17 protein-coding genes are annotated in these 19589 nt (G+C 61.0%); 15 read left to right on the top strand and 2 right to left on the bottom strand.

All coding sequences use genetic code 11. The features are described 5' to 3' along the window. Positions 1-30 precede the first annotated feature (30 nt). A complete protein-coding gene (locus FFI16_RS25635; protein WP_138817337.1) occupies positions 31-2346 on the top strand; it encodes a TonB-dependent receptor in 2316 nt (771 codons plus the stop codon). On the opposite strand, the gene FFI16_RS25630 is transcribed toward FFI16_RS25635, so the two are convergent. Then, positions 2317-3516, bottom strand: coding sequence for a CynX/NimT family MFS transporter (locus FFI16_RS25630; protein WP_138817336.1), 1200 nt, complete (start codon positions 3514-3516; stop codon positions 2317-2319). The genes FFI16_RS25635 and FFI16_RS25630 overlap by 30 nt on opposite strands. A 109-nt stretch (positions 3517-3625) precedes the next feature. Between FFI16_RS25630 and FFI16_RS25625 the strand changes: the two genes are divergently transcribed. From FFI16_RS25625 to FFI16_RS25575, 11 genes are all read left to right on the top strand, one after another. Then, positions 3626-4477, top strand: a complete 852-nt coding sequence (locus FFI16_RS25625; RefSeq protein WP_138817335.1) for a LysR family transcriptional regulator — start codon at positions 3626-3628, stop codon at positions 4475-4477. 240 nt (positions 4478-4717) lie between these two features. Further along, positions 4718-5539: an energy transducer TonB gene (locus tag FFI16_RS25620; RefSeq protein WP_138817334.1), complete on the top strand. Its 822-nt coding sequence runs from the start codon at positions 4718-4720 to the stop codon at positions 5537-5539. Between the two features lie 51 nt (positions 5540-5590). Continuing rightward, positions 5591-6313, top strand: a complete 723-nt coding sequence (locus FFI16_RS25615) for a MotA/TolQ/ExbB proton channel family protein (protein WP_122257440.1) — start codon at positions 5591-5593, stop codon at positions 6311-6313. Between the two features lies 1 nt (position 6314). Beyond that, a complete protein-coding gene (locus FFI16_RS25610; protein ID WP_017136714.1) occupies positions 6315-6716 on the top strand; it encodes a biopolymer transporter ExbD in 402 nt (133 codons plus the stop codon). Positions 6717-7031: 315 nt separating this feature from the next. Continuing rightward, a complete protein-coding gene (locus tag FFI16_RS25605) occupies positions 7032-7613 on the top strand; it encodes an alpha/beta hydrolase (protein WP_138817333.1) in 582 nt (193 codons plus the stop codon). Between the two features lie 48 nt (positions 7614-7661). Further along, on the top strand, positions 7662-8582 hold the full coding sequence (locus tag FFI16_RS25600; protein ID WP_138817332.1) for a sigma 54-interacting transcriptional regulator: 921 nt from the start codon (positions 7662-7664) through the stop codon (positions 8580-8582). Positions 8583-8725: 143 nt separating this feature from the next. Continuing rightward, positions 8726-9508 carry a MetQ/NlpA family ABC transporter substrate-binding protein gene (locus FFI16_RS25595; RefSeq protein ID WP_138817331.1) on the top strand — a complete coding sequence of 261 codons (783 nt, stop codon included), beginning with the start codon at positions 8726-8728 and terminating at the stop codon, positions 9506-9508. A 494-nt stretch (positions 9509-10002) separates the two neighbouring features. Continuing rightward, positions 10003-10668 (top strand): amino acid ABC transporter permease, encoded by a 666-nt coding sequence (locus FFI16_RS25590; RefSeq protein ID WP_003187615.1) that lies wholly within the window; start codon positions 10003-10005, stop codon positions 10666-10668. Continuing rightward, positions 10649-11308: an amino acid ABC transporter permease gene (locus FFI16_RS25585; RefSeq protein WP_138817330.1), complete on the top strand. Its 660-nt coding sequence runs from the start codon at positions 10649-10651 to the stop codon at positions 11306-11308. Before FFI16_RS25590 ends, FFI16_RS25585 begins: the two co-directional genes overlap by 20 nt. Continuing rightward, positions 11305-12081 (top strand): amino acid ABC transporter ATP-binding protein, encoded by a 777-nt coding sequence (locus FFI16_RS25580; protein ID WP_056858161.1) that lies wholly within the window; start codon positions 11305-11307, stop codon positions 12079-12081. The genes FFI16_RS25585 and FFI16_RS25580 overlap by 4 nt, the downstream gene beginning before the upstream one ends. Continuing rightward, positions 12078-12929, top strand: coding sequence for a transporter substrate-binding domain-containing protein (locus tag FFI16_RS25575; protein ID WP_056858162.1), 852 nt, complete (start codon positions 12078-12080; stop codon positions 12927-12929). Before FFI16_RS25580 ends, FFI16_RS25575 begins: the two co-directional genes overlap by 4 nt. A 124-nt stretch (positions 12930-13053) precedes the next feature. Here the strand turns inward: FFI16_RS25575 and FFI16_RS25570 are convergent, their stop codons facing one another. Next, complete coding sequence (locus FFI16_RS25570) at positions 13054-14214, bottom strand: AAA family ATPase (RefSeq protein ID WP_138817329.1); 1161 nt, start codon at positions 14212-14214, stop codon at positions 13054-13056. Positions 14215-14334: 120 nt separating this feature from the next. On the opposite strand from FFI16_RS25570, the gene FFI16_RS25565 reads away from it, so the two are divergent. The 3 genes from FFI16_RS25565 to FFI16_RS25555 are packed head-to-tail and all read left to right on the top strand — an operon-like array spanning position 14335 to position 19534. After that, positions 14335-15417, top strand: coding sequence for an efflux RND transporter periplasmic adaptor subunit (locus FFI16_RS25565; RefSeq protein ID WP_138817328.1), 1083 nt, complete (start codon positions 14335-14337; stop codon positions 15415-15417). Continuing rightward, positions 15414-16484 carry an efflux RND transporter periplasmic adaptor subunit gene (locus tag FFI16_RS25560; protein WP_138817327.1) on the top strand — a complete coding sequence of 357 codons (1071 nt, stop codon included), beginning with the start codon at positions 15414-15416 and terminating at the stop codon, positions 16482-16484. The genes FFI16_RS25565 and FFI16_RS25560 overlap by 4 nt, the downstream gene beginning before the upstream one ends. Further along, positions 16481-19534 carry an efflux RND transporter permease subunit gene (locus FFI16_RS25555; protein WP_138817326.1) on the top strand — a complete coding sequence of 1018 codons (3054 nt, stop codon included), beginning with the start codon at positions 16481-16483 and terminating at the stop codon, positions 19532-19534. The genes FFI16_RS25560 and FFI16_RS25555 overlap by 4 nt, the downstream gene beginning before the upstream one ends. Positions 19535-19589 lie beyond the last annotated feature (55 nt).

Raw genomic sequence — 19589 nt, 5'->3', positions numbered from 1 at the left:
GATCGATATTTCCGGGTTTCGGAGCCGCTTATGAGTCTGTTGAAGTCCTTGCCCCTGGCCATGTTGGTGGCCGGCAGCACCAGTTGGTCGCCGACCCAGGCCGCCGAAACACCTGCGCCGGCAGGCAAGGGCGAAAACGCCAGCGGCCAGCTTGAGACCGTCACTGTGACCGCCCGGCGGCGCACCGAAAGCGCCCAGGCAGTGCCGACGCCCATGAGCGTCATCGGCGGCCAGGCGTTGGAGAGCCAGCGGGTCTACCGCATTCAGGATTTGCAGCAACTGGTGCCAAGCGTCAACGTCGCTTATATGCATGCGCGTCAATCCAGCGTGTCGATTCGCGGGCTGGGCAACAACCCGGCCAGCGACGGCCTGGAAGGCAGCGTGGGGCTGTATATCGACAACGTGTACCTCGGGCGGCCAGGCATGGCGGTGTTCGACTTGATGGACATCGAGCAGCTCGAAGTCTTGCGCGGCCCGCAAGGCACCTTGTTCGGCAAGAACACCACGGCGGGCGTGATCAATATCAGCACGCGCGCGCCGAGTTTCACTCCGGAGCGCAGCATCGAAACCTCGTTGGGCGAGGACGGTTATTTCCAGACCAAGGGCACGATTTCCGGCCCGCTAACCGACGATCTGGCGGGGCGTTTTTCGGCCTATCGCACACGCAGCGATGGCGACATCAAGAACGAGTACGACGGCCATGATCTTAACGGCGGCTCACGCCAGGGCTTTCGCGGGCAGTTGCTGTACAAGCCCAGCGACACCTTCAACCTGCGCTGGATCGGCGACTACAACGAAGAAGATTCCAGCGCCGGCACCCGCGTGCTGTACAGCACCGGGCCGACCATCAATGGCACTAACCTCTACCAATCCCGCGCCGCAGCGGCAGGCGCAACCCTGGTGGACGGCACGCACCGTAAGGTCAACCTGGACAACGACCAGCATGTCACGGTGTTCCAGGGCGGCACGTCCCTTGAGGCTAACTGGACGCTACCAAGCGACTTCACGCTGACGTCGGTCAGCTCGTATCGCTGGTGGAATTTCACCCCGCGCAATGACGACGGCCTCAACGTGCCGGCGTCGTATAACGCTGGTGTGTCGGTGGAAGATAAGCAGTGGTCCCAGGAGTTCCGCCTGGCGTCACCTACCGGTGGGTTCTTCGACTATGTGCTGGGCGCCTACTACTTCGGTAACTCGCTGGATAACAAATCCTTCGCCTATTACGGGCCCAAGGCGGATATCTGGAATGGCACGCCGACCGGCGCCTTGAATGATGTGAGCACCGTCGGCAACGGGCATATTCGCACCGACAGTTTTGCCCTGTTCGCCCAAGGCACCTGGCATCTCACCGAGCGTCTGGATTTCACCGCCGGTGTGCGTGGCACCTACGAAGAAAAAAGCGCCTGGGTCAGCCGCAATGCGCCCGTGGGTGGCGCTGCGGTCACCGGCGCCGCTGCCACGGCGCGGCGAGGGCGTACCGGCGCGTATGACTCCGGCGATCTCAACCAGTACAGCGCCACGCCGTCGGGGCTGCTCAACCTGAGTTACCACTTCAACGACAACCTGCTTGGCTACGCCACGTTGTCCCATGGCGAGAAGTCCGGCGGGGTCAATTTGGTGGTGGGTTCTGCGCCGACGGCTGGGGCCGATTCGCTGCTGGTGGGCACCGAGCGGGCCAACAACGCAGAGTTGGGGTTTAAAAGCACGCTGTGGGACCGCCGCCTGCAACTCAATGCCAACCTGTTCTGGACCCAGGTCAACGGCTACCAGACCAACGCCTACGACCAGGAGAACCGCGTGCAGTACCTGACCAACGCCGGTTCCGTGCGCTCGCGCGGCGTGGAAGTGGAAAGCACGCTGGTGCCGATCCGGGGCCTGACGTTGAATATCAATGGCTCGTTCAACGATGTGAGTTACCTGTCTTACAAAGATGCGCCATGCCCACCGGAAGTCAGCTTGCGTCCGGGGGCGCCGGCCTCCTGCGACCTGAGCGGCCACCAAGTGGTGGGCGCGTCCAAGTGGATCGCCAATGCCAACGGCGAGTACAAGTGGAACCTGGATAACGGCTTCGAACCTTACGTGACCGCCAGCTATGCATTCCGCTCCAAAGCGGTGGGCACGGTCGAGGACTCCGACTATGGGCAGATTCCGGCCTACGCGGTGGTCAACCTCTCTACCGGTCTGCGCGGCAACTACCAGCAAGGGCAGTGGGATGTGTCGTTATGGCTGAAAAACGCCTTCGACAAAACCTACTACACCACCCTGTGGACCGGCGGCAATGGCGGCTACGAAGGTTTGCTGGGCACGCCGCGCACCCTAGGCGTGACGGGGCGCTACGACTTCTGAGTGGGTGCGGTAGGTGGCCGGGCTGAACACCCGCGTCACCACTAGCATCGCCAGCACCGTGACGGTCAGCACCACCCAGGCGCTGACGAAGTTGCCGGTAAGTTCGCGCAGCCAGCCGGTCAGCCAGGGTGAGACCGCGTTGATCAAAAAGCCCACGCCCTGCACGAAGGCCGCCAGTTGCCCGGCCTGACGTGGGTCGCGGTGGTGGTCGAGGGTCAGCAGCAGGCTCAGGGCGAAACACGCGCCCAGGCCAAAACCACACAAGGCGACCCACAGGTGGGGGTACTCGAGCGGTGCGAGGATCAGGCCGAGGTAGCCGATGGTCTGTGCCAACAGGCTTATGCCGAGCAGCGGGCGACGGTCGATACCGCGCTGGGCCAACACCGGCATCAGCAGCGCGGCGATCACCTGGAAAATGGTCATGAACGCCAACAACGAACCGCTCGGCAACACGCCCCAACCCAGTTGCTGGTAGTAGGCCGGCAGCCACGCCACCATGCTCATGTAGCCGCAATTCACCAGCCCGAAATACAACGCCAGCAGCCACGCCCGACGATTGCGCAGCCCTTTGAAGGCAGGCGCGATTGGCGGGTTTCTCGCCGCGCCCAACGGCAGCCAGGCCCACAACAATAACGCCCCAAGCGCCGGTAATAGCCACACGCCGAGCCCCGCCTGCCATTGCTGAAAATGCGTGGCCACCAGCGGGCTGAGCAACGCCGCCAGCCCGCCACCAGCCATCAATGAGGCCGAGTACACACCCATCGCCACCGGCACGCGGTGATGAAATTCGCGCTTGATCATCGCCGGCACCAGCGCCTGGATCAGCGCCACACCGGCGCCGCCCAGTAACGCCGTAACCAGCAGCGCCGACGCCTGGCCCATCAACCAGCGCGTCAGGCAGGCCAGCAGAATCATCATCAGGCCCAGCGCGATGCCACGTCGCTCGCCCAGGCGCGCTTCCACGCGCACACCCACCAGCGCCACCAGGCCCATGCACACCACCGGCAGGCTGGTGAGCAGGGCGCTGCTTTGGAAGCTCAGGCCGGTGGCTTGGCGGATCTCGCCGAGCAAGGGGCTGATGGAGCTGAGGATGGGGCGCAGGTTGAGGCCCAGTACGACCAAAAGGCCCCAGCCGGCTAGTTTTCCCGCGAATGAATGGTTGAGCGTCATGCACGGCCTGTCGTTTGCGCAAAAGAGACGTGAAGTATGTCCAGCCGCCAGAGTATTCTGAAATTAAATATAACCATGCCAATCAGTGGCAAACGCAATGGTGACAAGCATGTTCGATCCCGTGTTATTGCGCAGTTTTGTCGCCGTGGTGGATTGCGGCAATTTCACCCGCGCTGCCGAGCGTCTGCATTTGACCCAATCCACCGTGAGCCAGCAGATCCGCCGCCTGGAAGACGCCGTGGCGTGCCAGTTGCTCGACCGTGACCAGCGCCGCGTGGTGGCCACCGCCGAGGGCGAACGCTTGCTGGCCTACGCGCGGCGCATCCTCGCGCTGCATGAAGAAGCCGCCGATGTATTGATCAACCAGCAAAGCGACGGCGTATTGCGCCTGGGTGTGCCGGAGGACTTTGCCGCCGAACGCCTGATGCCGTTGCTGTCGGCCTTTGTGGTGGCCTACCCGCGCGTGCGGCTGGAAGTTACCAGTGGTCTCGGCCCGGAGTTGCAGCGCCAATACCGCGCCGGTGAGTTCGACGTGTTGCTGGTCAAGCAGATGGGTGACAGCGAGGACTGTGTGGCCTCTTGGCCGGAACCGCTGTGTTGGGTAGACAGCCGCAGCATGCCGTCGATTGGACGCGACCCGCTGCCCCTGGTGGCGTTTCCGGTAGGCGGTTTGTACCGCAATGAAATGCTGCACCACCTGGAAGTCGGTGGCTGGCGTTGGCGCATCGGTTATTCCAGCGCCAGCCTCGCCAGTGTGTGTTCGGCGGTGGCGGCAGGTTTGGGTATCAGCTTGTTGCCGCAACGGGTGGTGCAGCCTGGGCATGTGGTGCTCGGCGATGACAGTGGCTTGCCCATGGTCCAGGGCGTGCGCCTTGCGCTGTATGGCCGCAGTGGTTTAGGCGCGGCCGGGCAGACGCTGCAACGCCAATTGCTCGATTTATGTACAAATAGCTCCCGTTGAGCCATGCCTTTTCTGAATATTTCGTATGCCTGATAAGCATCGAAAAATAGCGCCTCGCCGCCAGGCCACGGAAGACGTGGGCTTGGCGTTTCAGGATGTTTCGTTTATTCAGTTTTGATCTATCTATAACTTCAAAGATTACTTTAAGAGATAAGCGTCTAGCCCCGATGATTCAGCCCTCGACGGCCGCTTTGGCAGGCCTGTCGGTTTTTTTGTGTGAAAACCGTAGGGAGTGAATCAATGGGCAATGTCCAGACCGCCGCCAGTGCACCCGAGGCGCAGTGGCGCCAGGCACCGGGTGGTGAGTTGGTCGACCTTGGCCGGCCGCACCGCGCGCCGTTGGGGCAATTGCGTTTGCAGAAAACCCCGAAACGTTTTTCGAGCCGTCGCGAAGGGATTCTGCTCGGGTTACTGGTGCTGGCCCTGCACGGTGCGGTGATCTATTGGGTGAGCCAGAAGCCCACGCCGGTGCTGCCGATTGTGCCGCCGGAAATCCCGCCGATGACCATTGAATTTTCCCAACCGGCGCCGCCAGTGGTGGAGCCGCCTCCGCCTGTACCGCCACCACCGCCGCCACCTGTGGTTGAGCCACCGCCGCCGGTTGTCGATGAGTTGGCGGCCAAGCCTGCGCCGCCAAAACCTGTTCCCAAGCCCAAACCAAAGCCGGTGCCGAAGCCTGAACCCAAGCCCGCACCGAAAGCGGTAGAGCAACCGCCTGCACCACCGACGCCTGCGCCTCCTGCTCCGCCAGCACCGGCTGCTCCACCGTCACCCGCACCGGTGACACCCGCTTCAGCCAACGCCGCGTACTTGAAGAACCCGGCGCCGGAGTACCCGTCACTGGCCCAGCGCCGTGGCTGGGAAGGCACGGTGTTGTTGCGCGTGCATGTGTTGGCCAGCGGCAAGCCGGGTGAGATCCAGATTCAGAAAAGCAGCGGTCGCCAGCAACTCGACGACGCCGCATTGACCGCCGTAAAGCGTTGGAGCTTCGTGCCGGCCAAGCAGGGCGATGTGGCGCAGGACGGCTGGGTCAGTGTCCCGATCGATTTCAAGATTCACTAACTATTCGGCAGCGGTGTGTTGGACACGCCGCCACCTGCACAGAGGGAAAACATCATGGCATTAGCATCTCCACTTGAATCCATCGAAAGCGCGGTGATCTGGCTGCTGGTGGTCTTTTCGGTCGCCACTTGGGGCCTGGCGTTATTGAAGGGCGTGCAGTTCGGGCGCCTCAAAGCGCAGGATCGCAAGTTCCACAAACAGTTCTGGGCGGCGTCGAGTCTCGATTCCGCCGCTGAATTGGCCGAAACCCAGCCCGGCGCTGCTGCCCGTGTGGCCCAGGCCGGTTATGCCGCGATCCAGGTCGGTGATGCACCGCACGCGGCAGACCTGAGCCAGGCCATCAATCACCAGGACCGCCTTGAACGCGCCCTGCGCCAGCAAATTGTGCGTGAGCGCCGCTCTCTGGAAACCGGCCTGGCCGTGGTCGCCAGTATCGGCAGCACCTCGCCGTTTATCGGCCTGTTCGGCACCGTGTGGGGCATCATGGAAGCCCTCAAAGGCATCAGCGCCGCCGGCTCGGCCAGCCTGGAAACCGTGGCAGGCCCAATTGGTGCGGCACTGGTGGCCACCGGTGTGGGTATCGCCGTCGCCGTGCCGGCGGTGCTGGTCTACAACTACTTCCTGCGTCGCCTCAAGCTCACGGCGGCCGACCTGGATGACTTCGCCCACGATTTCTACAGCCTGGCGCAGAAGAATTCCTTCCGCGTGCTGCTGCACCCTGCGCTGACCAAAAGCGCGGCCGGCACCGCGCAAAAAGTGAAGGAGGCGTCCTGAAATGGCCTTCTCCACGCAAGACAGTGATGAGGTGCTGAGCGAGATCAACGTCACGCCGCTGGTGGACGTGATGCTGGTGCTGCTGGTGGTGTTTATCGTCACCGCACCGTTGTTGACCAACTCGATCCCGATCAATCTGCCCAAGACTCAAGCAGTCGCCCCGGTGGAGCAGAAAGACCCGCTGGTGGTAAGCATCGACGGCGCCGGCAAATTGTTTATCAACAAGGACGAAATCCAGCCCGACCTGCTTGAGTTCAACCTGCAGGCGGCCAAGGCCAAGGATCCGGAGGTGCGGGTACAACTGCAGGCCGATGATGGTGTGAATTACGGCGAAGTGGCGCGAGCCATGGCGTCTATCGAGCGCGCGGGCATCACCAAGCTGTCGGTGATTACTGCACGTTAGTGTTAAAAGCCTCGACAATTTTTTGGCCGTCTCCTTGGCAGGGTGCGGCCTTTTTTTTGCCTGCAATTTAGGCTCAGACACGAATCTCGATGTGCATAAGGGTTCAGTGTGGGAGCTGGCTTGCCTGCGATAGCGGTCTCTCAGTTACAGATGCATCGACTGACCCATCGCATCGCAGGCAAGCCAGCTCCCACATTTTAAGTATCTGTGCGATTGAGATTTTGGTTATTAATAAATAGCTTCTTATTCCTTAACGAATATAACCCTCGTCCCTATACTGACCAGCAACGTTAAACGCTGCAGGAGGGCACACCCATGCACAGCGAGTCGATTCGTTATCTGATCGTGCCGGGCTGGCAAGGATCGCCAGAAGATCATTGGCAAAGTCATTGGCAGAACAGCCTGCCCAACAGCGCACGCGTGGAGCAGGCCGATTGGCTTACCCCGCGTCGCGAAGACTGGGTGGCCGCACTGGCCGAGGCCATCGCCGCCGACAGCACGCCGGTGATTCTCATCGCGCATAGCCTGGGTTGCATCACCGTGGCCCACTGGGCCGCGACGGCACCGGTGCATTTTCTGCGGCAGGTGCGCGGCGCCTTGCTGGTGGCCCCGGCGGATGTCGAACGCCCGGCCTGCGCCCCCGCTTTGCGCAACTTTGCACCGATTCCCACCGACTTGTTGCCGTTTCCCAGCCAAGTGGTCAGCTCCGACAACGACAGTGCCGTCAGCGCCACCCGCGCCTTGGAACTGGCACGCAACTGGGGCGCTGAAGCCGGCATTTTGTCCGGTGCCGGGCATATCAATGTGAAGTCCGGCCACCAACGCTGGGAACAGGGTTTCGCCTACCTCTATCGCCTGCAAAATCGTCTGGAACATCACGCCCGGCGCAGTGCATAAATTTTTTCAACGCCCCGTCCCTGAGTGGATTTGGGGCGGGAGCCTGCCATGAGTCATGACACCTTTGGCCAGCCGTTGCTGACCTTTCCCGATGCCGAAAAAAGCCCGCTGAGCATCCGCGCCAAGGCGCTGGTGTTTGTCGACCCCCGCTCACGCCAACTGCGTGAAGAGCTGGAAAGTCTTGCGCCACGTGCGTTGCCGGTATTGATTCGCGGCGAGACCGGCAGCGGTAAAGAGCTGCTCGCACGGCATATTCACCGTGGCAGCGACCGCACGGGTTTGTTTGTCTCAGTCAACTGCGGTGCCATTAGCCCCACCTACGCCGACGCCGAATTGTTCGGCTATGCCGCCGGCAGCCACAGCGGCGCAGCCAGCAGCCGGGCCGGCTGGTTTGGCTCGGCCAATGGCGGCACCTTGTACCTGGATGAAATCGGCGACTTACCGCTGCCGATTCAAGTGAAATTGCTCGCCGCCCTGGAAAACCACGAAGTCACCCGTGTCGGCGCTCATCAGCCAAGCCCGGTGGATGTGCGGCTGGTTGCGGCCACCAGCATCGACCTGGCCCAGGCTGTAGCCGCCGGCAAGTTTCATGAGCGCCTGTTCCATTACTTGAGCGAAGGCCAGTTGGACCTGCCGGCCCTGCGCGAGCGGGTTGGCGACATCCTGTCGCTGGCTGAGTATTTCCTTGGCATCTACAGCCAACGCCTGGACCTGCCGGTGCCGCTGATCAGTGACGCCGCCCAGCGTGTGCTGGAGCATCACAGTTGGCCGGGCAATACCCGCGAGCTGGAAAACGTTATTCACTTTGCGTTGTTGGTAAGCAGTGGCGATGAGATTTTGCCCGAGCATTTGAACCTGCCCGCCGCAGGCTCGCCGCTGGAACAACTGCAGCGGATCTTCGCGAGTGCCAGCACCGCCGAGCAGCACGCCTTGCTCAGCTTTCTAAATGAACAGCGGCTACATGAATAAAATGGAATATCAACTTGAATAAAAGATATTGTTCGGGAATAAAAAAACTAGGTATTGTCCATTCCACGCCGCGATAGCACTTCGCTGGCACACCATAAAAAACGGTCGTCAGAGACGCCCCGGAATTTCGATAAGGACACTGCATGAAAAAGGTTCTGTTGTTTACCGCACTGGCGGCTGCCCTGACTGCAAGCTTCGCCCAGGCCAACGAGAAACTGGTGGTAGCGGCTACCCCGATCCCGCACGCGGAGATCCTTGAGCTGGTTAAGCCGACCCTGGCTAAAGAAGGCGTGGACCTGCAAATCAAAGTCTTCACTGACTATGTGCAACCCAACACCCAGGTCGCCGAAAAGCGTCTGGACGCCAACTACTTCCAGACCCTGCCGTACCTGGAAAACTTCAACAAGGGCAAGGGCACTAACCTGGTCACCGTGATTGGTGTGCACGTTGAGCCGATCGGTGGTTACTCGAAAAAGATCAAGAACATCTCTGAACTTAAAGATGGCGCCACCGTAGCTATCCCGAACGAAGGCTCCAACGCCGGCCGTGCCCTGTTGCTGCTGCAAAAGAACGGTCTGATTACGCTGAAAGACCCGACCAATGCACTGGCTACGCCGAAAGACATCGCCAGCAACCCGAAAAACCTGAAATTCAAAGAGCTGGAATCGGCGCTGCTGCCACGTGTGCTGGACCAGGTTGACCTGGACGTGATCAACACCAACTACGCCCTCGAAGCCGGCCTGAACCCAGCCAAAGACGCGCTGATCATCGAAGACGCCAAGTCGCCGTACGTGAACTTCCTGGTGGCCCGCCCGGACAACAAGGACAGCGATGCTATCCAGAAACTGGCCAAAGCCCTGACCAGCCCGGAAGTCAAAGCCTTCATCGAGAAGAAGTACAACGGCGCGGTAGTGCCTGCGTTCTGATGTAGACCAAACCCCCTTCAAGGTTTGAACGCCGACGGCTACTACAGCGTCGGCGTTTTTTTATGGCCGGAACCTGGAATGCGGTTAAAACTGTGGGAGCGGGCTTGCTCGCGAATGCGGTGTAACAGTCAATTAATTTGTTACTGAAAGACCGCATTCGCGAGCAAGCCCGCTCCCACATTTGGATCTTCAGTGGCTCAGATATCGCGGCTATTGATCGCGCGACGCAGCGCCACCAACCACTTCACCAGCTCCTGCGGATCAATCGGTTTCGCTTCGTTCATCAGTCATTCCCTCGAAACACAGACCCAGCAACCATAGCCGTCACCCGCCAAAGCCGCGAATCCGTCGGTTATCTTTTTGGGTGATATCAATATGCTATTTTGGTATTTAAATTTTACTTTTTATACCTTTAAAGTTCGCGCTACCCGGCGTTACCCTCGTCGGAACGGACAGCGCCCGCCGCATTACCCCTGCGGCGTCATGGACTCAAGATGACCTTCGATTTTGCTTTTATCCTCAGCACCTTGCCGGCGTTTCTAAAGGCCGTGGGGGTGACGCTGCAAGTGGGCTTGATCGCCATTGCCACCTCCCTGCTGGTGGCGCTGATCAACGCCGCATTGCTGGTGTTTCGCACGCCCTACCTGTCACGCCTGGTGGCGCTGTATGTGGAACTGGCGCGTAACACACCGCTGCTGATCCAACTGTTTTTTGTGTACTTCGCACTGCCGGCCCTGGGTTTCAATATCTCCGGGTTCTGGGCGGCGATCATCACCATGACCTTCCTCGGCGGTGCCTACCTCACTGAAGTGCTGCGCGCCGGGGTGGAAGCGGTGCCGCTGGCGCAGATCGAGTCGGGCAAGTCCATCGGCCTGTCCGACTGGCAACTGCTGCGCCATGTGATCCTGCCCCAGGCCGGTATCCTCAGCCTGCCAGCGCTGTTCGCCAATTTCATCTTTTTGCTCAAAGAGACCACCGTAGTGTCCGCCGTGGCGGTGCCGGAGATTCTCTACACCACCAAGAGCTACATCGCGCTCTACTACAAGACCTACGAAATGCTCGCCGTGCTGACGCTGATTTGCGTGTTGCTGTTCTTGCCGCTGTCGCTGTTGCTCAGCCGCCTGGAAAGGAGGCTCCAGCATGGCCAGTTCGGGTCTTGAGTTGTTGTGGGTGTCGTTGCCGCAATTGGGCAAGGGCGCTGCACAAACCCTGTCGATCTCGTTTTTGAGCATCGCCTTCAGCACCGTCGGCGGTGTGTTGTATGGCGTGTTGCGCACCTTGAATAACCGGCTGATCAACGCGGTGCTGCGGGTTTACCTGGAACTGTTCCGGGCGATCCCGGTGCTGGTGTGGTTGTACCTGTTGTTTTTCGGGCTGCCGATTTTCTTTGGCCTGAGCATTCCCAGTTTCTGGTGCGCGGTGCTGGTGCTGTCGCTCTGGGGCGCCAGCGAGGTGGGCGAAGTGGTGCGTGGCGCGCTGCATTCGCTGCCACGTGGCCAGCGCGAGGCGGGGCTGTCGATTGGTTTATCCGACCCGCAACTGTACGGCTACGTATTGCTGCCCCAAGCCCTCAAACGCATGACGCCGCCGACCATCAACGTCTACACACGCATCATCAAGACCAGCTCGCTGGCGGTGCTGATTGGCGTGGTGGATGTGATCAAGGTCGGCCAGCAAATCATCGAGCGCACCTACGAGTCGGTACTGATCTACGGCGTGCTGTTCCTGTTTTTCTTTTTCATCTGCTACCCGTTGTCGGCCGCCTCCAAGGTGCTGGAACGGCGCTGGGGCCAGGCATGAGCGCATTGATCGAGTTCCAGGGTTTCAACAAATTCTTCGGCGAGGCGCAGGTGCTCAAGGGCATCGACCTGAGCGTGCAGAGCGGCGAAGTGGTGGTGATCCTCGGCCCCAGCGGCTGCGGCAAAAGCACCTTGCTGCGCTGCCTCAATGGGCTGGAAGTCGCCCACAGCGGCAGCCTGCGGTTTGCCGGCAAGGAGCTGCTGGACAAAAATACCGACTGGCGCCAGGTGCGCCAGGACGTGGGCATGGTGTTCCAGAGCTACCACCTGTTCCCGCATATGAGCGTGCTCGACAACATTTTGCTCGGCCCGTTGAAAGTGCAAAAACGCGACCCACGCGAAGCCCGTGAGCAAGCAGAGAAACTGCTGGCGCGCGTAGGTCTCGCCGACAAGCGCGATGCCTTCCCACGCCAGCTGTCCGGCGGCCAGCAGCAACGCATCGCCATCGTTCGTTCGCTGTGCATGAACCCGCAGGTCATGCTGTTTGATGAAGTCACCGCCGCCCTCGACCCGGAGATGGTCAAGGAAGTGCTGGAAGTGATTCAAGGCCTGGCCCGCGACGGCATGACCCTGTTGATCGTCACCCATGAAATGGCTTTCGCCCGCGCCGTCGCTGACCGCGTGGTGTTTATGGAGGCCGGTCGCATTCTCGAACACAACACCCCCGAGGCATTCTTTACGAACCCGCAAACCGCACGCGCGCAGCAGTTTCTGGAGAAGTTCTCCTTTGTTTCAACACTGCCCAAAAAGACCAAGGAATTGGAGCTGATATGAAAAAACTACTGCTGCCACTGTTTGCCGTTGCCTTACTGGCCGGCTGCGATAAAAAGGCCGAAGAGCCTGCAAAACCCGTCGCTGCTGCCAGCTACATCGACAAGATCAAAGCACGTGACAAGCTGATCGTCGGCGTGTTTACCGACAAACCCCCGTTTGGTTTCGTCAACGAAGCGGGCCGCTATGTGGGGTTTGATACCGACATCGGCCGCCAATTCGCCAAGGACCTGCTGGGCGATGAAAACAAGGTCGAGTTCGTAGCCGTCGAGCCGGCCAGCCGTATTCCGTTCCTGCAAAGCGACAAGGTCGACCTGATCCTCGCCAACATGACCGTGACGCCGGAGCGCAAGGAAGCGGTGGACTTCACCAACCCCAACCTGAAAGTTGCGGTACAGGCACTGGTGCCGAATGACAGCGCGGTGAAAAGCCTGGATGACCTGGCCACCCGCACCACTATCGTCACCACCGGCACCACCGCCGATATCTGGCTGACCAAGAACCACCCGGACTGGAAACTGCTCAAGTTCGAGAAAAACTCCGAGTCACTGCAAGCCCTCTCGGCCGGGCGTGGCGATGCCTACGCGCAAGATAACCTGGTGCTGTTCAGCTGGGCCAAGCAGAACCCTGGCTACCGCGTGCTGGAAGAGAAACTCGGGGATGAAGCGCCGATTGCTCCGGCGGTGAAGAAGGGCAATATCGAACTGCGCGACTGGGTGAACGCGGAGCTGGCGAAGTTGGGTGAGGAGAAGTTTTTGCTCAAGCTGTATGACCAGTACGTGCGAAAAGAACTGAGCGATGACACCAAGCCTGAGAGTGTGATTGTTGAAGGCGGGAAGTGGCAGGGCTGATCCGTTGCTTTTGTGGTGACTGATCTACCGCTTTCGCGAGCAAGCCCGCTCCCACATTTTGATTTGTGAATACCTTCAAGTGTGGGAGCGGGCTTGCTCGCGAAGAGGCCCTTCCAGGCACCGATTATTCCGGCCAATGCCAGGCCGGTGCATCCAGAATCCCCTGGCCGACAATCTGAGTCTGCCCCATCACCTTCTCCAGCACGATCGAATTGCATTGTTCATCCTGCTGCAACGCTGCAATCAAGCGGCTGGCATGCGACACCACCCACACCTGGCACTGCGTCGAGGCCTGGATAATCAAACGCGCCAACGCCGGCAATAAGTCCGGGTGCAGGCTGGTTTCCGGTTCGTTGAGTACCATCATGGTCGGCGGCCGTGGCGTCAGCAGTGCCGCGATCAGCAGCAGGTAGCGCAAGGTGCCGTCTGACAATTCCGCTGCCGATAACGGTCGCAGCAAACCTTCCTGATAAAACTCAATCGCAAAACGCCCGCCCTGCAACGGCTCGATATTCAACCGCGCGCCGGGGAAGGCATCGCTGACTGCGCGTTGCAACGCCTCGGGGTCGCCGATTTCGCGGATGGTCTGCAATGCCGCAGCCAAGTCGCGCCCATCGTGATGCAGCACCGGCGTGCGCGTGCCCAGTTGCGGCTGGCGCACGGGTGCATCCACATCACTGCGAAAATGATCATAAAAACGCCAGCCACGAATGCTTTCGCGCAGCAGCAACACTTCCGGCGAGCCACGCAGGCTGCCGACCTGATCGAACAGGCTGTGGTAGTTGGGCGTGTGCTGGGCCAGTACATCCCAGGCGCGGCCATCACGGGCGCGCACCATCGGCCCGGAGCGCTGCACCAGCAGGCTGGCCGGGCGGTAGATGTGACCGGCCCAGATGCATTCTTTCTTTACCTCCGGGTCCAGTTGGAACGCGGAAAGGGTCTTTTCCGGCAAGCCAAGGGAGATTGCGTAGCTGAAGTCCTCAGCGGCAAACCCCAGGCGCAGGCGTTTGACGCCCTGGCGCACGGTCGGCTCAACGGCCACCTCGCCATTGCGCATGCGTCGGCTGATGTTCTCGGGCCCGGCCCAAAAGGTCGAATCCAGCCCGCCTTCACGCGCCAATGCATTGATCACCCCGCCTTGGGCGGTTTCGGCCAGCAAGCGTAAAGCGCGGTACAGGTTGGACTTGCCGCTGCCATTGGGGCCGGTGACCAGGTTCAACCGTTCCAGCGGCACCACCAATTTATTGATCGAGCGGTAGTTGGCCACCGCGAGGGTTTTGAGCATGTGTATTTAGTCGGCGTGGGAACCCTTGGAGTATGGGATGCTCCATGCAGATAAGGAACCCTGATCTAAGCTCACAGTCGCATACTCACTGTCACATCGCGTCACGCAAAAGGAGCCTGCATGGGCGGTCGTATTTACACCTGTATTTTCGGACTTGGCCTACTGACGCTGTTGAGCGGCTGCGGCCAGGAAAAGACCGAACCCAAGGAACATTCGCGGGTGTTTGTGCAGACCGTGCAGCCCGCGGATTTTGCCGCCGCCGTGACCCTGACCGGCGATATCCAGGCCCGCGTGCAAACTGACTTGTCCTTTCGCGTGGGCGGCAAGATCATCCAGCGCATGGTCGACGTGGGCGACCGCGTGACCGCCAAGCAAGTGCTGGCCAAGCTCGACCCCAAGGATTTGCAGACCAACGTCGATTCCGCCCAGGCCCAGGTCGTGGCCGAGCAGGCGCGGGTCAAGCAAACCGCTGCCGCCTTCGTGCGCCAGGAAAAGCTCCTGCCCAAGGGCTACACCAGCCGCAGCGAATACGACGCCGCCCAGGCCGCGTTGCGCAGCAGCCAAAGTGCCCTGGCTGCCGCCCAAGCCCAATTGGCCAATGCCCGCGAACAACTCGGCTACACCGCGCTGATCGCCGATGCGCCGGGCGTGATAACGGCGCGCCAGGCCGAAGTCGGCCAGGTGGTGCAGGCCACCGTGCCGATTTTCAGCCTGGCCACCGATGGCGAGCGCGATGCGGTGTTCAATGTCTATGAATCCTTGCTGGTGGAGCCGCCGCCCGATGCGCCCATTACCGTGAGCCTGCTGGACAACCCGAGCATCAAGGCTGTGGGTAAAGTGCGCGAAGTCACGCCCGCCGTGGCCGCCAATACCGGCACCGTGCAAGTGAAAATCGCCCTGCAATCGCTGCCCAAAGGCATGCAGTTGGGTTCAGTGGTCAGCGCCACGGCCAGCGGCCCGGCCAAAGCCAGTATCGAGCTGCCATGGTCGGCGCTGACCAAAGACCTCAACGAACCCGCCGTGTGGCTGATTGACGGCGACGGCAAGGCGCAACTGCACAAAGTGACGGTAGCGCGCTACCTGACCGGCAAAGTGATCATTGGCGATGGCCTCAAAGGCGGCGAAAAAGTCGTGGTGGCCGGCGGGCAATTGCTGCACCCCGGCATGATCGTCGAGATCGCCCAACAAGGAGTCCAGCCATGAAGCGCCTGACGGCATTGCTTGCCGCCAGCCTGTTGTTGGCCGCCTGCTCCAAAGAGGAAGCGCCGCCCGAGCCCGTGCGCCCGGTGCTGTCCATGGAAGTGAAGTCCGAAGACCAGGAAACCCTCGGCCGCTTCGCCGGCACCATCCAGGCCCGCTACGAAAGCAACCTGGGTTTCCGCGTGCCCGGCCGTATCGCCCGCCGTGCCGTGGATGTTGGCGCCGAAGTGGAGAAGGGCGCCTTGCTGGCGGTGCTCGACCCCACCGACCAGCAAAACCAGCTGCGCGCCGCCCAGGGCGACCTTGCCCGCGTGCAGGCGCAATTCATCAACGCCCAGGCTAACGCCCGGCGCCAGCAGGAACTGTTCAATCGCGGCGTCGGTGCCCAGGCCCAGCTGGATGTGGCCCAGACCGACCTGAAAACCACCCAGGCGACCCTTGATCAAGCCAAAGCCTCGGTCAACCAGGCTAAAGACCAACTCAACTACGCCGAATTGCGCACCGACCACGCCGGTATCGTTACCGCCTGGAATGCCGAGGCCGGCCAAGTGGTCAGCGCCGGCCAGCAAGTGGTAACGCTGGCGCGTCCGGATATCAAGGAAGCGGTGATCGATCTGCCCGCCGGGCTCGCCGAGCGCCTGCCGCCGGACGTGGTGTTTCTGGTCGCCGGGCAGCTCGACCCCAGCGTCAATACCACCGCCATCGTGCGCGAAATCGAACCCCAGGCCCAGAGCGCCACGCGCACCCGCCGCGCGCGCCTGACCCTGGCCGACACGCCACCTGCGTTTCGCCTTGGCACGGCCATCAGCGTGACCTTGAGCAGCGCCATCGCTCCGCGTATCGAACTGCCATTGACTGCCTTGCAGGAAGTCGACGGCAAGACCCGCATCTGGCTGCTCGACACCCAAAGCCAGACCGTGCAGCCGCGTGACGTCACGGTGATCAGCCGCGATGCCAACAGCGCCCTGCTTAACGGCGGCGTCAAACCCGGCGAACGCATCGTCACCGCTGGCGTGAACAGCCTGAAAGCCGGGCAAAAAGTCAAAATCGACGAGGACAGCCCGCGATGAAAGGGAGCTTCAACTTATCCGACTGGGCCCTCAAGCATCAGTCCTTCGTCTGGTACTTGATGTTCGTCGCGCTGCTGATGGGCGTGTTCTCCTACATGAACCTGGGCCGCGAGGAAGACCCGTCGTTCACCATCAAGACCATGGTGATCCAGACCCGCTGGCCGGGCGCGACCCAGGAAGAAACCCTCAAGCAGGTCACCGACCGCATCGAGAAAAAACTCGAAGAACTCGACTCCCTCGACTACGTGAAAAGCTACACGCGGCCGGGTGAGTCCACCGTGTTTGTGTTCCTCAAGGACACCACCAGCGCCAAGGCCATCCCGGACATCTGGTACCAGGTGCGCAAGAAAATCGATGATATTCGCGGCACCTTCCCCCAGGGTTTGCAGGGGCCGTCGTTCAACGATGAGTTTGGTGATGTGTTCGGCTCGGTGTATGCCTTTACCGGCGACGGCCTGTCGATGCGCCAGCTGCGCGACTACGTAGAACAGGTGCGCGCCGAGATCCGTTCGGTGCCGGGGCTGGGCAAGGTCGAGATGATCGGCCAGCAGGACGAAGTGATTTACCTGAACTTCTCCACGCGCAAACTGGCGGCGCTGGGCATTGATCAGCGCCAAGTGGTGCAAAGCCTGCAATCACAGAACGCCGTGACCCCCGCCGGGGTGATCGAGGCCGGGCCGGAGCGGATTTCCGTGCGCACGTCCGGGCAATTCGCCTCGGAAAAAGACCTGGCCAACGTCAACCTGCGGCTCAATGACCGCTTCTATCGGTTGGCGGACATTGCCGATATCAGCCGTGGCTACGTCGACCCAGCGCGGCCGATGTTCCGCTTCAATGGCAAACAGGCGATTGGCTTGGCCATCGCCATGCAGAAGGGCGGCAATATCCAGTCGTTCGGCAAGGCGCTGCACACGCGCATGGACGAACTGACCGCCGACCTGCCGGTGGGCGTTGGCGTGCATAAGGTTTCCGACCAGGCCGAAGTGGTGGAAGAAGCCGTCGGCGGCTTTACCAGCGCCTTGTTTGAAGCGGTGATCATCGTACTGGTGGTGAGTTTTATCAGCCTCGGCATGCGTGCTGGCCTGGTGGTGGCGTGCTCGATTCCACTGGTGCTGGCGCTGGTGTTTGTGTTCATGGAATACAGCGGCATCACCATGCAGCGGGTGTCGTTGGGCGCCTTGATCATTGCCCTCGGCCTGTTGGTGGACGACGCGATGATCACCGTGGAGATGATGATCACGCGCCTGGAAAAAGGCGAAACCAAGGAGCAGGCGGCGACTTACGCCTACACCTCCACAGCCTTCCCGATGCTTACCGGTACGCTGGTGACCGTCGCCGGTTTTGTGCCGATTGGCCTCAACGCCAGTTCGGCGGGCGAGTACACCTTCACCCTGTTCGCGGTGATTGCCGTGGCCATGTTGGTGTCGTGGGTGGTGGCGGTGCTGTTTGCGCCGGTGATCGGCGTGCATATCCTCAGCGCCAACGTAAAACCGCATAACGCCGAGCCGGGGCGTATCGGCCGCGCCTTCAATGGCGGCATGCTCTGGGCCATGCGCAACCGCTGGTGGGCCATCGGCATTACCGTGGGCCTGTTTGTGGCCTCGGTGTTTTCGATGCAATTTGTACAGAACCAGTTTTTCCCGTCTTCGGACCGCCCGGAAATTCTGGTCGACCTCAACTTGCCGCAAAACGCCTCGATCAACGAGACGCGCAAGGCCGTCGATCGACTCGAAGCGATCATCAAGGACGATCCGGATATCGCCCGCTGGAGTACCTATATCGGCCAGGGCGCGATTCGTTTCTACCTGCCGTTGGACCAGCAACTGGAAAACCCCTACTACGCGCAGCTGGTCATTGTGAGCAAAGGCCTGGAGGAGCGCGGCGCCTTGATTGCGCGCCTGCAAAAGCGCCTGCGTGATGATTTTGTCGGCATCGGCAGTTATGTGCAGCCGCTGGAAATGGGCCCGCCGGTGGGGCGGCCGATTCAGTATCGCGTGTCGGGTAAAGACATCGATCAGGTGCGCAAACACGCTATCGAACTGGCAACGTTGCTGGATCAAAACACCCACCTGGGCGAGATCATCTACGACTGGAACGAACCGGGCAAAGTGCTGCGCGTGGACATCGCCCAGGACAAGGCGCGGCAACTGGGGCTGTCGTCGGAAGACGTGGCGCAGTTGATGAACAGCGTGGTCAGCGGCGCCTCGGTGACCCAGGTACATGACGATATCTACCTGATCAACGTGGTCGGCCGCGCCGAAGATGCCGAGCGCGGCACCCCGGAAACCTTGCAGAACCTGCAGATCGTCACGCCCAATGGCACCTCGATTCCGCTGCTGGCCTTCGCCACCGTGCGTTATGAGCTGGAGCAGCCGCTGGTATGGCGTCGCGACCGCAAGCCGACGATCACCATCAAGGCCTCGGTGCGCGACGAGATGCAACCCACGGACCTGGTGAAACAGCTGGCGCCGACCATCGAGAAATTCAGCGCCGAGCTGCCGGTGGGTTACAAGGTGGCCACCGGCGGCACCGTCGAAGAAAGCGGCAAAGCCCAAGGCCCGATTGCCAAGGTGGTGCCGCTGATGCTGTTCCTGATGGCGACCTTCCTGATGATCCAGCTGCACAGCGTGCAGAAGATGTTCCTGGTGGCCAGTGTCGCGCCGCTGGGCCTTATCGGTGTGGTGCTGGCGCTGATTCCCACCGGCACGCCCATGGGCTTTGTGGCGATCCTCGGCATTCTGGCGCTGATCGGCATCATCATCCGCAACTCGGTGATTCTGGTGACGCAGATCCACGAATATGAAGTGGCCGGTTACACAGCGTGGGACGCGGTGGTGGAAGCCACCGAGCACCGGCGCCGGCCGATCCTGCTCACTGCAGCGGCGGCCAGCCTGGGCATGATCCCGATTGCGCGGGAGGTGTTCTGGGGGCCGATGGCCTACGCGATGATTGGCGGGATCATCATTGCCACCTTGCTGACGCTGCTGTTTTTGCCGGCGTTGTATGTGGCTTGGTACAAGATTCGCGAGCCGAAAAAAGAACAGGCCTGACCATCGGAGCCTTCCTGAAAGGATGTGGGAAGGTTCTTTGAAACACTTTTCGAAC

Origin of the sequence: Pseudomonas sp. KBS0710 (genome assembly GCF_005938045.2) — a bacterium.
In the GTDB taxonomy this organism is placed as follows: domain Bacteria; phylum Pseudomonadota; class Gammaproteobacteria; order Pseudomonadales; family Pseudomonadaceae; genus Aquipseudomonas.
Note: the sequence above shows the minus strand (reverse complement) of the source record. Positions and strands in the feature narration are given on the sequence as shown.

Bases quoted from the DNA above. Each gene is read 5' to 3' on its own strand.
- FFI16_RS25570 (WP_138817329.1), bottom strand. From the start codon at position 14,214: ATGCTCAAAACCCTCGCGGTGGCCAACTACCGCTCGATCAATAAATTG.
- FFI16_RS25620 (WP_138817334.1), top strand. From the start codon at position 4,718: ATGGGCAATGTCCAGACCGCCGCCAGTGCACCCGAGGCGCAGTGGCGC.
- FFI16_RS25585 (WP_138817330.1), top strand. From the start codon at position 10,649: ATGGCCAGTTCGGGTCTTGAGTTGTTGTGGGTGTCGTTGCCGCAATTG.
- FFI16_RS25600 (WP_138817332.1), top strand. From the start codon at position 7,662: ATGAGTCATGACACCTTTGGCCAGCCGTTGCTGACCTTTCCCGATGCC.
- FFI16_RS25555 (WP_138817326.1), top strand. From the start codon at position 16,481: ATGAAAGGGAGCTTCAACTTATCCGACTGGGCCCTCAAGCATCAGTCC.
- FFI16_RS25635 (WP_138817337.1), top strand. From the start codon at position 31: ATGAGTCTGTTGAAGTCCTTGCCCCTGGCCATGTTGGTGGCCGGCAGC.
- FFI16_RS25605 (WP_138817333.1), top strand. From the start codon at position 7,032: ATGCACAGCGAGTCGATTCGTTATCTGATCGTGCCGGGCTGGCAAGGA.
- FFI16_RS25565 (WP_138817328.1), top strand. From the start codon at position 14,335: ATGGGCGGTCGTATTTACACCTGTATTTTCGGACTTGGCCTACTGACG.
- FFI16_RS25595 (WP_138817331.1), top strand. From the start codon at position 8,726: ATGAAAAAGGTTCTGTTGTTTACCGCACTGGCGGCTGCCCTGACTGCA.
- FFI16_RS25630 (WP_138817336.1), bottom strand. From the start codon at position 3,516: ATGACGCTCAACCATTCATTCGCGGGAAAACTAGCCGGCTGGGGCCTT.
- FFI16_RS25575 (WP_056858162.1), top strand. From the start codon at position 12,078: ATGAAAAAACTACTGCTGCCACTGTTTGCCGTTGCCTTACTGGCCGGC.
- FFI16_RS25610 (WP_017136714.1), top strand. From the start codon at position 6,315: ATGGCCTTCTCCACGCAAGACAGTGATGAGGTGCTGAGCGAGATCAAC.
- FFI16_RS25625 (WP_138817335.1), top strand. From the start codon at position 3,626: ATGTTCGATCCCGTGTTATTGCGCAGTTTTGTCGCCGTGGTGGATTGC.
- FFI16_RS25590 (WP_003187615.1), top strand. From the start codon at position 10,003: ATGACCTTCGATTTTGCTTTTATCCTCAGCACCTTGCCGGCGTTTCTA.
- FFI16_RS25560 (WP_138817327.1), top strand. From the start codon at position 15,414: ATGAAGCGCCTGACGGCATTGCTTGCCGCCAGCCTGTTGTTGGCCGCC.
- FFI16_RS25580 (WP_056858161.1), top strand. From the start codon at position 11,305: ATGAGCGCATTGATCGAGTTCCAGGGTTTCAACAAATTCTTCGGCGAG.